The 12,818-nt window shown below is 65.6% G+C and carries 12 protein-coding genes; 2 read left to right on the forward strand and 10 right to left on the reverse strand.

Going from position 1 to position 12,818, the window contains the following annotated elements:
- Positions 1–188: 188 nt before the first annotated feature.
- The 9 genes from DOM57_RS20720 to def form a co-directional block, all read right to left on the reverse strand.
- Positions 189–683 (reverse strand): Hsp20 family protein, encoded by a 495-nt coding sequence (locus DOM57_RS20720; RefSeq protein ID WP_110651312.1) that lies wholly within the window; start codon positions 681–683, stop codon positions 189–191.
- Between the two features lie 293 nt (positions 684–976).
- Positions 977–2,191: a TraB/GumN family protein gene (locus tag DOM57_RS20725; protein WP_110651314.1), complete on the reverse strand. Its 1,215-nt coding sequence runs from the start codon at positions 2,189–2,191 to the stop codon at positions 977–979.
- Between the two features lie 96 nt (positions 2,192–2,287).
- Positions 2,288–3,736, reverse strand: coding sequence for a TrkH family potassium uptake protein (locus DOM57_RS20730; RefSeq protein WP_110651316.1), 1,449 nt, complete (start codon positions 3,734–3,736; stop codon positions 2,288–2,290).
- 55 nt (positions 3,737–3,791) lie between these two features.
- On the reverse strand, positions 3,792–5,165 hold the full coding sequence (gene trkA / locus DOM57_RS20735) for a Trk system potassium transporter TrkA (RefSeq protein WP_110651317.1): 1,374 nt from the start codon (positions 5,163–5,165) through the stop codon (positions 3,792–3,794).
- Positions 5,166–5,310: 145 nt separating this feature from the next.
- Positions 5,311–5,517: a dodecin gene (locus DOM57_RS20740; protein ID WP_110651319.1), complete on the reverse strand. Its 207-nt coding sequence runs from the start codon at positions 5,515–5,517 to the stop codon at positions 5,311–5,313.
- Positions 5,518–5,611: 94 nt separating this feature from the next.
- Positions 5,612–6,307: a nicotinamidase gene (locus tag DOM57_RS20745; protein WP_239496360.1), complete on the reverse strand. Its 696-nt coding sequence runs from the start codon at positions 6,305–6,307 to the stop codon at positions 5,612–5,614.
- A gap of 109 nt (positions 6,308–6,416) precedes the next feature.
- Complete coding sequence (gene rsmB, locus DOM57_RS20750; protein WP_110651321.1) at positions 6,417–7,748, reverse strand: 16S rRNA (cytosine(967)-C(5))-methyltransferase RsmB; 1,332 nt, start codon at positions 7,746–7,748, stop codon at positions 6,417–6,419.
- Entirely contained in the window at positions 7,745–8,746 is a 1,002-nt protein-coding gene (gene fmt, locus DOM57_RS20755) for a methionyl-tRNA formyltransferase (protein ID WP_110651323.1), read from the reverse strand. Before fmt ends, rsmB begins: the two co-directional genes overlap by 4 nt.
- 82 nt (positions 8,747–8,828) lie before the next feature.
- Entirely contained in the window at positions 8,829–9,341 is a 513-nt protein-coding gene (def, locus tag DOM57_RS20760; RefSeq protein ID WP_110651600.1) for a peptide deformylase, read from the reverse strand.
- A gap of 283 nt (positions 9,342–9,624) precedes the next feature.
- On the opposite strand from def, the gene DOM57_RS20765 reads away from it, so the two are divergent.
- Together DOM57_RS20765 and dprA are read left to right on the forward strand one after the other, a co-directional pair.
- Positions 9,625–10,752 carry a LysM peptidoglycan-binding domain-containing protein gene (locus DOM57_RS20765; RefSeq protein WP_239496361.1) on the forward strand — a complete coding sequence of 376 codons (1,128 nt, stop codon included), beginning with the start codon at positions 9,625–9,627 and terminating at the stop codon, positions 10,750–10,752.
- A gap of 28 nt (positions 10,753–10,780) precedes the next feature.
- Positions 10,781–11,905, forward strand: a complete 1,125-nt coding sequence (gene dprA, locus DOM57_RS20770) for a DNA-processing protein DprA (RefSeq protein ID WP_420820244.1) — start codon at positions 10,781–10,783, stop codon at positions 11,903–11,905.
- Between the two features lie 51 nt (positions 11,906–11,956).
- Here dprA and DOM57_RS20775 read toward each other — a convergent pair whose 3' ends face one another.
- A complete protein-coding gene (locus DOM57_RS20775; protein ID WP_162619622.1) occupies positions 11,957–12,790 on the reverse strand; it encodes a 5'-nucleotidase, lipoprotein e(P4) family in 834 nt (277 codons plus the stop codon).
- Positions 12,791–12,818: the final 28 nt, after the last annotated feature.

The following is a 12,818-nucleotide window of genomic DNA, read 5'->3' on the forward strand; positions in this document are numbered from 1 at the left end:
AACCGGAGCCTATGGGGTATAGGTGAGGATTTTGACCGGGCTGGCGCTCCAGCAGCGCGCAACACAGCGATTCGCCTGCGCAGACATTTATGTAGTGTTTCCTAAATACAACGCCCCCGGTGGGTGAACACCGGGGGCGCTGCTGTCGTCATCCGCCGCATCCGAGAATGCGGCGTGCCGGATTCGCCTTAGACGGTTACCGCTTCGGCGGTCGTCGCTTCGGCGTTTTCCGTCTGGGAGGCGTCGCTCAGGCGGCGCTGGTTGCCGTTGATCGGAATCTGACGCGGGCGCTGTTCTTCCGGCACCACACGGAGCAGGTCAACGATCAACAGGCCGTTTTCCAGACGAGCGCCCTGGACTTCGATGTTCTCGTCGAGACGGAACGAGAGCTTGAAGGCGCGCTGGGCGATACCTTGATGCAGGTACTGCACCTTTTCGGCCTCGTCACGCTCGCCCTTGCCGGCGCTGATGGTCAGTACGCGATTTTCGACGTTGACGTCGAGCTCGCTCTCACTGAAGCCAGCGGCAGCCACGGCGATGCGATAGTCGTTGTCGCCGTATTTCTCGACGTTATAGGGCGGATAGCTGGGTACGTCGCTCTGCATGGCGGTCTCGAACAGATCGTTGAGACGATCGAAGCCGATGGAACGACGGAACAGCGGTGAAAGTGACAGCGTGTTCATGATACTCACCTCCTGATTACAGCGAAGCTTGAGATTCCTGACGGATCCGCTTGGCGGCATCCGCCGTCGAGTGGCTGACGCATCGCTGATGCCGTCTCTCGACATTATGTTAAATAGGGTCGCCGAATCGCTTTTCAAGGGTGGACTTGCTTTGCGCAAGCAATTTTTGAAAAAGCGGTGAGACGCCCCGAACACGATGCAGGATTGAAGGCGTTCCACGTCGCGTCCGAGGGCAATATGGCGGTGAAGCGATGGGATTCAAGGGGCGGAATCGCGGCGTGGCGTTTCTCTCGTCAACCCAACAACTGCCCGGCGATGCGCAGCCCCGCTACCCAGGTCGCGACGGCGGAGCCCAGGCTCGAGAGCAGGAACACCAGCAGCGTACGAGCGACCCGATTGCGCCACCAGCCTCGCCAGTGGCTGACATCCCGGCGCAAACTGGAGAAGTCGCCCACCGTGGGCCGACGCAGGTAGAGCTCGACCCCGGCGGTAACGAAACCGACGCCGATGGTCGGGTTGAGCGAGGTGAGCGGGGCGGCGACGAAGGCCGCGGCGATGGTCAGCGGATGCCCCAGCGCGATCAACGTGCCGAGCGCCGACAAGCCGCCATTGATCAGCACCCACTCGGCCACCAGCGACCAGCCCAGGGAGGTGTCGCGGCTGAAGCCGATGGCGAAGCCGGTCAGAATCAGCGCTACGATCACCCAGGGGACGGCTTTCCACCAGCGTGAGCGTGGCGCAGTGGCTTCGAGGTTCTCACGTTCCTGGCGCACGGCGTCGCGTGCCGGTGGCTGTGCGTCAAGCGAATGAAGATGGTCGCTCATGCCCTTGAGGTGGCCGGCGCCGATCACCACCAGGACGCGCAGGGCCTGGCCATCGGGAAGTTCCTCCACCAACTTGAGCGCCATGTAGCGGTCGCGTTCGGTGATCAGCGGTTCATAGAGTGTCTGCGACTGCTCGGCGAATTCGGCGAAGGTCGATTCCAGCACGTCGCCTTCCTTGAGTTTTTCGATCTCCTCGCTCGACACTTTCTGGCGCGACAGGACGCTACCGAGCAGGCCGGAAATCAACCCGAAGCGCTTGTACCAGGGCACGTTCTGGTAGATTCGCTTGAGGGTCACGCCGATCTCGCGATCGATCAGGTAGAGCGGCAGGCCGGCGCGCTGGGCGCCCTTGACCGCTGCGCGCATCTCCGCTCCCGGCTCGATGCCGGACTGCTCGGCGATGCGCTGCTGAAACGCTCCCAGCGCCAGGCTGGCGGCGACCATGCCGGCCTTGCCTTGGCGCAGTACCTGAAAGAGATCCAGCTTCGCCATGGCGTCCGGCTGGGTCAGGCTTTGATAACGGGAGGTACACAGTTCGATGGCGACGGCGTCGAATTCGCCGGAACGAATCAATTCGCGAACTTCATTGGCACTGGCTTGGGAAACGTGGGCGGTGCCCAGGAGCGTTAACTGGTGTGCGGCGAGATCGACGGTCTCACGCGGTCCCTGACTGGAGTCGGTCATGGTGTCTCGCTATCGATGGGAGCGCCGGCAGAGCATGCCGGCGGCCGAATGGTGGCTGAATTATCGCGAAAGCGGTGGCGGCGGACAAACTCGTGATCAGCGACGCCAGAATGCGGGAGTGAACAGCACCAGGACGGTGAATATTTCCAGGCGCCCGAGCATCATTGCCAATACCAGTACCCACTTGGCGGTATCGGGGATGTCACCGTAGTCGGTGGAAACGGCGCCGAGTCCCGGGCCCAGATTATTGAGCGCCGAGCCCACGGCGGACCACGCCGTGACCTGATCGAGCCCCGTTGCCAGCAGCACCAGCAGCATCAGCACGAACAGCATCAGGTAGACCGAGAAAAAGCCCCATACCGCTTCCGCCACGCCCTCGGAAATCCGCATCTTCCCCACCTTGACCGCGAATATCGCGTTGGGATGGATCAGCCGGTGGATCTCGCGGATCCCCTGCTTGAGGATCAGCAGGATACGAATCACCTTCATGCCACCGCCGGCCGAGCCGGAGCAGGCGCCGACAAAGGCCGCCATGAACAGCATGATGGGGAGCACGCCGGGCCACAGCGTGAAGTCGGCGACGCTGAAACCGGAAGTGGTCGCCACCGAGACCGCCTCGAACAGCCCATGGCGAATCCCGGTGGCGTCGTGGTAGGTGCCGGTGGTGAAGAGCGTGACGATGGTGATCGCGATCAACAAAGCCAGAAAGGTCACGAAGAAGCGGAATTCCGGATCGCGGATGTACTGCAACAGGCGCTTTTCGCGCCACACGGCGAAATGCAGGCCGAAACTGACCGACGACACGACCATGAAGAACACGCAGATCAGCTCGATGGCCGCGCTATCGAAATAGCCGATGCTGGCGTCGTAGGTCGAGAAGCCGCCGACGGCGACAGTGGCAAAGCTGTGGCCGATGGCGTCGAACCAGTTCATTCCGGCGAGCCAGTATGCCAGGGCGCAGATCAGCGTCAGGATGACATAGATGTACCACAGTGCCTTGGCCGTTTCGGTGATCCGCGGGGTGAGCTTGGAGTCCTTCAACGGCCCGGGAATTTCGGTACGGTAGAGCTGCATGCCGCCGATGCCCAGCGTCGGCAGGATCGCCACCGCGAGCACGACGATCCCCATGCCGCCGAGCCACTGCAGTTGTTGGCGGTAGAAGCGGATCGAGGCTGGCAGGTGATCAATGCCGCTGAGCACCGTGGCGCCGGTGGTGGTGAGCCCGGAGAACGATTCGAACACGGCATCGGTGAACGACATCAACGGATCCGCGGAAACCATGAACGGGATCGCACCGAACGATCCCAGCACGCTCCAGAACAGCACCGTGATCAGGAAGCCGTCGCGGGTGCGCAGCTCGCGTCGCGCGTGACGATTGGGCCAGTAGAGCAGGGCGCCGGTAACGACCGAAATCGCCATGCCGGCGCCGAAGGCGTACCAGTTGCCATCGTGAAAGATCCGCGCAATGACGATCGGCGGGACCATGGTCAGGCTGAACAGCATCAGCAGCAGCCCGACGATGCGCAGGATCACGAACAGGTTCACGGCGAGGCGTCCCCGATCGGTTGTGGCGGCAAGAGAGGGCGCAACGTGGTCGTCATCAGAAAAACGTCAAGCCGACCTGGAACAGACGCTCGACGTCGCGGATGCGCCGCTTGTCGATCACGAACAGGATCAGGTGATCGCCGCTCTCGATCATCACATCGTCATGGGCGATCAGCACTTCCTTGCCGCGCACGATGGCGCCGATGCTGGTGCCGCTGGGCAGATCGACTTCGCCGATGGTGCGGCCGACCACGCGGGAGGAGCGCTTGTCGCCGTGAGCGATGGCCTCGATCGCTTCGGCGGCACCGCGGCGCAGCGAGTGGACGTTGACGATGTCGCCGCGGCGCACATGGGTCAGCAGGCTGCCGATGGTGGTCTGCTGCGGCGAAATGGCGATATCGATCTCGCCGCCCTGGACCAGGTCGACGTAGGCGGCATTGTTGATCAGGGTCAGCACCTTCTTGGCGCCGAGGCGCTTGGCCAGCATCGACGACATGATGTTGACCTCGTCGTCGTTGGTCAGCGCGCAATAGATGTCGCAGTCTTCGATGTTCTCTTCGAGCATCAGCCGCTTGCTGGTGGCGCTGCCGTGCAGCACCACGGTGCGATCGAGCTTTTCGGAGAGCGTGCCGCAGCGGTGGAGATCATGTTCGATGATCTTGACCTGGTGCTTGTGCTCGAGCGTCTCGGCCAGGCGCTCGCCGATGTTGCCGCCGCCGGCGATCAGCACCCGGCGAAAGTCGCGATCGACCTTGCGCAGTTCGCCCATCACGGTGCGGATATCGCGCCGCGCGGCGATGAAAAAGACCTCGTCGTCGGCCTCGATGACGGTATCGCCGGTCGGAATGATCGGCCGGTCGCGACGGTAGATCGCGGCCACCCGGGTGTCGATGGTCGGCATGTGACGGCGCAGGAAACCGAGTTCCTGGCCGACCAGCGGGCCGCCGTAGTAGGCCTTCACCGCCACCAGCTGGGCCAGGCCGCCGGCGAAGTCGAGTACCTGCAGAGCGCCGGGGTATTCGATCAGGCGGCGAATGTGGTCGGTCACCACCTGTTCCGGGCTGATCAGCACGTCGACCGGAATGGCGTCGTTGGAGAACAGGCTCTTGCGGGTCAGATAGGCGGTCGAACGCACGCGGCCGATCTTGGTCGGCGTCCGAAACAGGGTATGCGCGACCTGGCAGGCGACCATGTTGATCTCGTCGGAGCTGGTCACCGCGATCAGCATGTCGGCGTCTTCGCCGCCGGCCTGGCGCAGAATATTGGGATAGGACGCGGTACCGATCACGGTGCGGATATCGAGGCGGTTCTGCAGCTCGCGCAGCCGCTCCTCGTTGATGTCGACGACGGTGATGTCGTTTTCTTCGTTGGCCAGATGTTCGGCCAGTGTACCGCCGACCTGACCGGCCCCCAGGATGATGATCTTCATGCTAGACGCAGGTTTCCGCTCGTCGATGTCATCGTGTTGCCTTGAGTGTTCCAAGGACGCCGAAATCAGCGCGTAGCATACCCACCCTGACGGCCGAATGACACCACCGCGGGCGATGCAACGCCCACGGTGGTCATGGGTTCGATCAATCCAGCGTAATGCCGACCTTGAGGGTGACCTGCCAGTGCGCCAGTTGGTCGTTCTCCAGGTGACCCCGGGTTTCGGTCACCTCGAACCAGCGCATGCCATGCAGGCTCTTGCTGGCCTTCGTCAACGCGTTTCGCACCGCGTCCTCGATGCCGTTGGGTGACGAGCCGGTGATTTCGATCTGCTTGTAGACGTGGTCGCTCATGCCGTACCTCCTTGGAAAGCTCCTTGGATGATGAATGCCGGTGCCGTCAGCCCCGGCAATCGTCCGCCCCCTTGTGTTCCGTGGGGCGTCGCTGTCAGGCATCGACGATGGCGATGCCCAACTCGGACAGCCGCTGGCGCGTGTCGCCATCGGTATCGAAGGTGACGGGGCGCGTCAGCGGCCAGAGAAAATGCGTACGGAAGCCGGCCGCCACGGCGTCTTCCGCCGTCCATAGCACGCAGACGTCGCGCGCCAGACCGCAAACGTAGACATCGGTCACGCCGCGATCGCGCAGCCAGCCGGCGAGGCCGGTGGCGGGACGATGGCCGTCCGGGCCAATGTTGTTGCGAAAGGCGCTGTAGGAGTCGATGCCGGGATTGGTGCCCTTGCGGATGATCACGTCGCAGGGCGACCAGTCGATCGCCGGATGCAGCGCCGCGCCCTCGGTGCGCTGGATGCAGTGATCGGGCCACAGCGTCTGGCTGTGGCCGTAAAGCTCGATCGCTTCGAACGGTTGGTGCGGCGGATGCTGCGAGGCGAAGGAGACATGGCCGTCGGGGTGCCAGTCCTGGGTTGCCACCACATGGCCGAAGGCGTGCTGTGCCAGCAGCCACTCGAGCCCGGGTAGAATGGCATCGCCCTCGGCACAGGCCAGCGCGCCGCCGGGCATGAAGTCCGGCTGCACGTCGACCACGATCAACGCGCTCTCGACGGCGACGCCGTCGAGCGCCAGGGCAGCGGGCTGGGGTTGTTGACGAAGCGTGGGATCGATGACGTCGTTCTCGGGCACGGCCGGCACTTCCTCACCAAGAGTGTCGATTCAGTATCGAAGCCTGCTCGGCCGGGCGCAAGTCACACCGTCCGGTGTCGCGTCACATGGCTTGGGGAAGCGCAGACATTTATGCAGCGTTTCCTTTGCGTAGCCGCGCATAAAAGAACCCATCATGGCCGCCGGGCTGCGTCAGCAACTGGCGACCGGCGCCGGCCGGCCGGCCCCACTCGAGGTCGCTCGGCGTTTCGGCGACGGCGTTCGGGGTGCGCGCGAGAAAGGCGGCGATCTGATCCGCATTCTCCGCCGGCAACACCGAACAGGTCGCATAGAGCAGGGTGCCGCCGGGGGCGAGCCTGGTCCATAGATTGTCGAGCAGTCGCGCCTGCAGCGCGGCCAGTTCGGCGATGTCGCTGTAGCGTCGGAGCAGCTTGATATCCGGATGGCGGCGGATGACGCCGGTGCCGGAGCAGGGCGCGTCGAGCAGAATGGCATCGAACGTTTGGCCATCCCACTCAGCGTTATCGGCCCGGTCGCCGGCGTCGGCCGCGTGCAGTCGGGCATTCAGGCCAAGCCGCTCGAGCGTTGCGCCAACGCGCGCCAGACGTGCCGGATCGATGTCCAGTGCGGTGAGGTCGAGGTCGAAGCGCTCGAGCAGGTGCGCCGTCTTGCCGCCAGGGGCGCTGCAGGCGTCTAGCACACGCTTGCCCGCGCTCCCTTCCAGTGCTGGCGTCAGCAGCTCGGCGCAGAGCTGGGCCGATTCATCCTGCACGCTGACGTCACCCGTCTGGAATCCCGGCAACTGGTTGATGTCACAAGGGCTTTCCAGCTGGATACCGTCGGGGGAGAAACGGCAGGGGGTGGCGGCGATGCCTGCCTCGTCGAGGCGTTTCAGGTAGTCACCGCGAGAGCCGCGCCGACGATTGACGCGCAAGGTCATCGGGCCGGCCTCGTTGTTGGCCTCGCAGAGTGTGCGCCACTCTACCGGCCAGGCGTCGCGCAACTCGCGCAGCAGCCAGGCCGGATGCCACAGCGCCACCGGCGGATCGCGATCGACCTGGGCCTGCAGCGCGACCGATTCGCGCTGGAATCGCCGCAGACAGCCATTCAACACGCGCGTCGCCCACGCCTTGCCCAGGGCGCGGGCGGCGCCGGCGGTTTCGCTGACCGCGGCGTGGGGTGGCACGCGCATATGCAGCAGTTGGTAGAGGCCGATCAGCAGCAGCGCCTGCACATCGGCGTCGCGGCGCTTGAAAGGTTGACGCAGTAGCCGCGCGGCCAGCGCGTCGAGGCGCGGATGGGCGCGGCAGACACCGAAACAGAGCGCCTTGACGAAGCCGCGATCGCGCTCGGGGAGTGCGCTGGCGGCCAGTTGTGCATCGAGCGCCGACAGCGAGCCCTGGCCGCTGATGACCGGTGCCAGCGCTCTTGCGGCGACAGTGCGAGAATCGCCGGCACTCATCGTGCGGACTCCTCGGTGCGACGGCCCAGACGCTGGCCGGGACGCAAACGGGGATGGTTGGCGTTGAGTAGATCCCGCGCGGCGAGCGGTTTGCCCCCCGGCATCTGTAGCTGGGTGATCCGCAGCACCTCGCGGCCGCTCTCGCCGCAGGCGACGCGCAGGGCATCCTGGGCGGGTTCAAGTAGCGTGCCGGGTATTGCGTCCCGGTCGACAGCAGCGGCATCGGGCTCGGCAAACCACAGGCGCAGCGTATCGTCGTCGAGGCGCGTCCACGCCACCGGCCAGGGATTGAAGGCGCGGATGCGCTGCGACAGGGACGCCGCCGACTGGCTGAAGTCGAGCTCCGCTTCGGCCTTGGAAAGCTTGCTGGCGTAGGTGACGCCCGCCTCCGGCTGTGGTGTCGGCGCGAGCCCGTCCTCGCTCAGCGCGTCCAGCCCCTCGACCAGGGTGCGGCCGCCGAGTTCGGCAAGCCGGTCGTGCAGCGAACCGCCGGTGGTGGCGGCATCGATCGGCGTGCGCCGAATCAGCAGCATGTCGCCGGTATCGAGGCCGGCATTCATCTGCATCAGCGTGATACCGCTCTCGTCGTCGCCGGCTTCGATTGCCCGCTGAATCGGCGCCGCGCCACGCCAGCGCGGCAACAGCGAGGCATGCACGTTGAGGCAGCCGAGGCGCGGCAGGTCAAGCACCGCCTGGGGCAACAGCAGGCCGTAGGCGACCACGACCATGACATCGGCGTCGAACTCGGCCAGTCGCCGCTGGGCCTCGCCATCCTTGAGGCTTACCGGCGTCTCCACCGGCAGGCCGTGCGCCAACGCCAACCGCTTGACCGGGCTGGGCGTGAGCTTGCGACCGCGCCCGGCGGGGCGGTCCGGCTGGGTATAGACGCCGACGACCCGGTGGCGAGAAGCGAGCAGGGCCACGAGGCTGGCGGCCGCGAAGTCGGGGGTGCCGGCGAAGACGATGCGCAGCGCTCGATCATCCTGTCTATGACTCATGCGAGAGTATTCCACTGATGAATGACGAAAGGCCGGCGTCACGAGGACGACCGGCCTTGACAGCATGGCGTTCGAGCCTGATTCAGGCGTCCTGCCCCAGCTTGTGGCGCTTCTGCATCTTCTTGAGTATGCGGTCGCGCTTGAGCGGCGACAGATAGTCGACGAACAGCACGCCCTCGAGGTGATCGCACTCGTGCTGAATGCAGTGGGCCAGCAAACCGTCGGCATCGAGTTCGTAGGCGTTGCCATCACGATCGGTCGCCTTGAGATGGACGCGCAGCGCACGCGGCACCTCGGCGTAGTAGTCGGGGATCGACAGACAGCCTTCCTGCAGCGGCTGGCGCTCGTCGTCCAGCGGCTCGTAGCTGGGGTTGATCAGCACCAGCGGCGCATTGCGTTCGTCGCTGACGTCCATGACGATCACGCGCCGGTGGACATCGATCTGGGTCGCGGCCAGGCCGATGCCGGAAGCGTCGTACATGGTTTCGAGCATGTCGTCGACCAGGGCGCGGATCTCGTCGTCGACCTGTTCGACCGGCGCCGCCTTGGTGCGCAGGCGCAGATCGGGATATTCGAGAATGGTTCTGATGGCCATAGCGTTTTTGGTGCCTGTCGGCATGAGTGACGTGACCTTCCATTGTAGTGCGCCGACGCCGGCGGGGAAACTGTTAGGGAAACACTGCATAAATGTCTGCGCAGGCGAATCGCTGCGTTGCATGGTACTGGAGCGCCAGCCCGGTCNNCTTCATCCTGCTCGCTGATTTATTCAGCGTTTCCTTAGGGCCTGAGTTGGCATCCGGCTCGTCCCGGGAACGTGAACGCTCAAGTCTCGCCGCGCGCCGCCGATCTAGACGGAGATCTCCTGTTGGAAACCGAAGATGGCGATGATTCGAACCCTGTCTCGGCGCAGCGGGCGCCGGTCGGGAGCAGGCGCTGCCCGGCGGACGCCGCTCCTCGGCGCCGGCCTGATATGGCTGGCGCTCATCGCCATGCCGGCAAGCGCACTCACGCTCAAGCCCGACGCGCCGGCGCGCTATACCGTCAGCGCCGGCGATACGCTGTGGGGCATCGCCGCGCGCTTTCTCGACCAACCCTGGCAGTGGCGCGAGCTATGGCGGCAGAATCCGCAAGTGGCGGCGCCCGAGCGGCTCTACCCGGGCGACGTCATCGTGCTCGGCGGACCCGGAAATGGCGCGCCGCGGATCTCGCTGGAGCGGGCACGGGGACAAACGGTGCGACTTTCGCCCAGCGTGCGTCGCGCGCCGGCCCGGGACGCCGTGCCAAGCCTGCCGCTGGATAGGATCAAGGTCTTTCTCGAGGCCTATCGGATCGTCGACCCCGGCGTGCTCGAGGGCGCGCCGACGGTGATTGCCGGCGATGCCCAGCGCCTGCTGAGCGGGCCGGGCGACACGCTGTATGCCCACGGCAATCTGCCCGCCGCCGGGACCACCCTCGGCGTCTACCGTCCGGGTACCGATTATCGCTCCCCCGAAGCCGACGAGTCCCTCGGCCTGGAGTTGCAGCGCCTGGGGCACGTGCGGGTACGCCGCAACGTGGGCGAGGTGGGCGAACTCACGGTACTCGATGCGGTCCAGGAAATTCGCAACGGCGACTATCTGCTGGCCCTCGACGAGGGCGGCATCGCGACGCAGTTCATGCCGCGGGCGCCGGAGACGCCGGTGGTCGCCACGATTCTCTCGGTGCCGGAGGGCGTGCGTTTCATCGGCCGTTTCGATGTGATCGCGATCGACCGCGGCAGTGCCGACGGGCTCGAAACCGGCCATGTCCTCCAGGTCATGCGCCAGGGCGAGCGCGTCCGCGACGATCTGCACGATGCCTGGGTGACGCTGCCGGACACGCAAGCCGGTGCGGTCATGGTGTTTCGGGTTTTCGACCATGTCAGCTACGCCCTGGTGATGCGAGCGTCCCAGACGCTGGCGGTGGGCGACCGGCTGGTCGTGCCGCGAGACCTGCGCGAGGTAGTGACCCGCGGGAGCAGCCGTTGAGCGCTGCTGGCCGCGTCGGAGCCGGCCGATGATGCCGGGCGTTCGCGACTGGCTCGCGCTGCAGGCGCTGCCCGGTCTGGGGCCGGGAAAACTCGCACCGCTGCTCCGGCATTGGCGTGAGTCCGGAGAGCCGAGTTGGCCTCAGGGCTGGCTGGCCGCGCTGCCGGCGAATCTCGCTCAGCCGCTGCGGCTGTGGCTCGATCACCCCGCGCGCAGCCCGCTCGCCGCCAAGGTCGACGCCGCGCTGGCGTGGGAAGCGTCGAACGATCGTCACCACTTGCTCTATCCCGGCCATCCGGCGTGGCCGGCGTTGCTCGATCAGCTTCCCGATCCGCCGACGGTATTGTGGGCCAAGGGCGAGATTGGGACGCTGGCGTTGCCGGCCATGGCCATGGTCGGCACGCGGCGGCCGACCCGCGAAGGCCAGGACAACGCGGGGTATTTCGCCCGGGGTCTGGTCGAGCGCGGCTTCTGCGTGGTCAGCGGCATGGCGCTGGGGATCGATGGCGCCGCGCAACGCGCCGCGCTCAAGGCCGGCGGGGCGACCATCGGTGTGCTCGGCTGCGGGGTGGATGTGGTCTATCCGCCGCGTCACGCCGGGCTCTACCGCGAGTTGCTGGCGGGCAATGGCCTGCTGCTTGCCGAACATCCGGCGAATACACGCGCTCACCCGCGTTTCTTTCCGCGCCGCAATCGACTGATTACCGGTCTGTCATTGGGCGTGCTGGTAGTCGAGGCCGCCGAAAAGAGCGGCTCGTTGATCAGCGCGCGGCTGGGGTTGGAGCAGGGGCGTGAAGTATTCGCGTTGCCCGGGTCGATCCACAATCCACAAGCGAGCGGCTGCCTGCGATTGATCCAGCAGGGCGAGGCGGCGCTGGTGCGCCATGTCGACGACATGCTCGCCGAACTCGGCCACTGGCAGGCCGCTCCCGCCGACGACCGGGCCCCGGCGCAAGTTTCCACGACAGTGTCGCCCGCTAGGCCACCGGATTCCCCGTTGCTGGCCGCGCTCAGCGACGCACCGACGCCCCTGGATCTGCTGGTCGAGATCACCGGGCAATCGGTGGCCGAGCTGCAACTGGCGCTGTTGGAGCTGGAGCTCGAAGGCCAGGTGGCGCAAGCCGCCGGCGGCTGGGTGCGGCGGGGACAGTGAATGTCTCCACGCAGTTCATTCCGGGCGGGGCTTTGATTCGCTTGCGACGACTCAGTGCGTTGCCGGTCCGCCCCAGACTTGCAGATGGTTGCGGCGGGCGCGGGATTTTTCCTCGTCGCTGAGGCTCCAGTCGCCGCCATAGAGCGCGCCTTCCCAGTCACCATAGGCCGGGTTGGGCAGCATGATGTAGCGGCTGCCGAAGGCGTTGGCCTGGGCATTGACCGCGGCCCGCCGCGCCTGGGCGGTTGCGCGATCGAAACCGCTGGAGAAGTCGCCCAGGTTGTCGCCCATCAGCAAAATGATCCAGTGCGATTGCGCCACCTGCTGGCGGCGGGCTGTCTTGTCGCTGGCGTCGGTGCGCGGCATGAGATGCTCGCTGTCGGCGTCGGGAAAGCCCACCCGGGCGAGATTGCGCAAGGTGGCATCGCGCTGATCGTCGTCCCGGTTGGTGACGTAGAACACTTCGACTCCCCGCGAGGCCGCATGATCGAGAAATGCCTTGGCGCCCGGCATCGCCACGGCGCTGGCCTTGTCGACCCATGCAGCCCAGCTGTCGCTGGCGTAGTTCTCGTCATTGGCGATCAGCCATGCCTCGTAGGGTGTGTTGTCCAGCACGGTTTCGTCGACGTCGACGATGATCGCCGGCGGGCGTCGATCGCTGCCTTCCGGTGCGGCCAGTGCCCGGTCGAGATTCATGCGTGCGAGATTGAACGCTTGATGGCTGAGTGCGGCGTATTCGCCGGAAGACTGCATCCAGAGCGTCGCCATCACCAACTCATCGGCAAGCGACGCTTGCGGCTCGGGCGGTTGCGCGGGCTGCTGGGCGCAGGCGGTGAGTCCGATGGCACAGATCAGTGGCAAGGGGGATAGCAATGAACGTTTCATTGTCGAGTCTCTGTCGATGAATGTTCCC

It is taken from the genome of Salinicola peritrichatus, from assembly GCF_003206715.1.
Lineage (GTDB): Bacteria > Pseudomonadota > Gammaproteobacteria > Pseudomonadales > Halomonadaceae > Salinicola > Salinicola peritrichatus.

Excerpts from the sequence above, each read along its gene's own strand:
- DOM57_RS20720 (WP_110651312.1), bottom strand. The coding sequence starts at position 683 with ATGAACACGCTGTCACTTTCACCGCTGTTCCGTCGTTCCATCGGCTTC.
- fmt (WP_110651323.1), bottom strand. The coding sequence starts at position 8,746 with ATGAGTCATAGACAGGATGATCGAGCGCTGCGCATCGTCTTCGCCGGC.
- trkA (WP_110651317.1), bottom strand. The coding sequence starts at position 5,165 with ATGAAGATCATCATCCTGGGGGCCGGTCAGGTCGGCGGTACACTGGCC.
- DOM57_RS20765 (WP_239496361.1), top strand. The coding sequence starts at position 9,625 with ATGGCGATGATTCGAACCCTGTCTCGGCGCAGCGGGCGCCGGTCGGGA.
- DOM57_RS20725 (WP_110651314.1), bottom strand. The coding sequence starts at position 2,191 with ATGACCGACTCCAGTCAGGGACCGCGTGAGACCGTCGATCTCGCCGCA.
- dprA (WP_420820244.1), top strand. The coding sequence starts at position 10,781 with ATGATGCCGGGCGTTCGCGACTGGCTCGCGCTGCAGGCGCTGCCCGGT.
- def (WP_110651600.1), bottom strand. The coding sequence starts at position 9,341 with ATGGCCATCAGAACCATTCTCGAATATCCCGATCTGCGCCTGCGCACC.
- rsmB (WP_110651321.1), bottom strand. The coding sequence starts at position 7,748 with ATGAGTGCCGGCGATTCTCGCACTGTCGCCGCAAGAGCGCTGGCACCG.
- DOM57_RS20775 (WP_162619622.1), bottom strand. The coding sequence starts at position 12,790 with ATGAAACGTTCATTGCTATCCCCCTTGCCACTGATCTGTGCCATCGGA.
- DOM57_RS20740 (WP_110651319.1), bottom strand. The coding sequence starts at position 5,517 with ATGAGCGACCACGTCTACAAGCAGATCGAAATCACCGGCTCGTCACCC.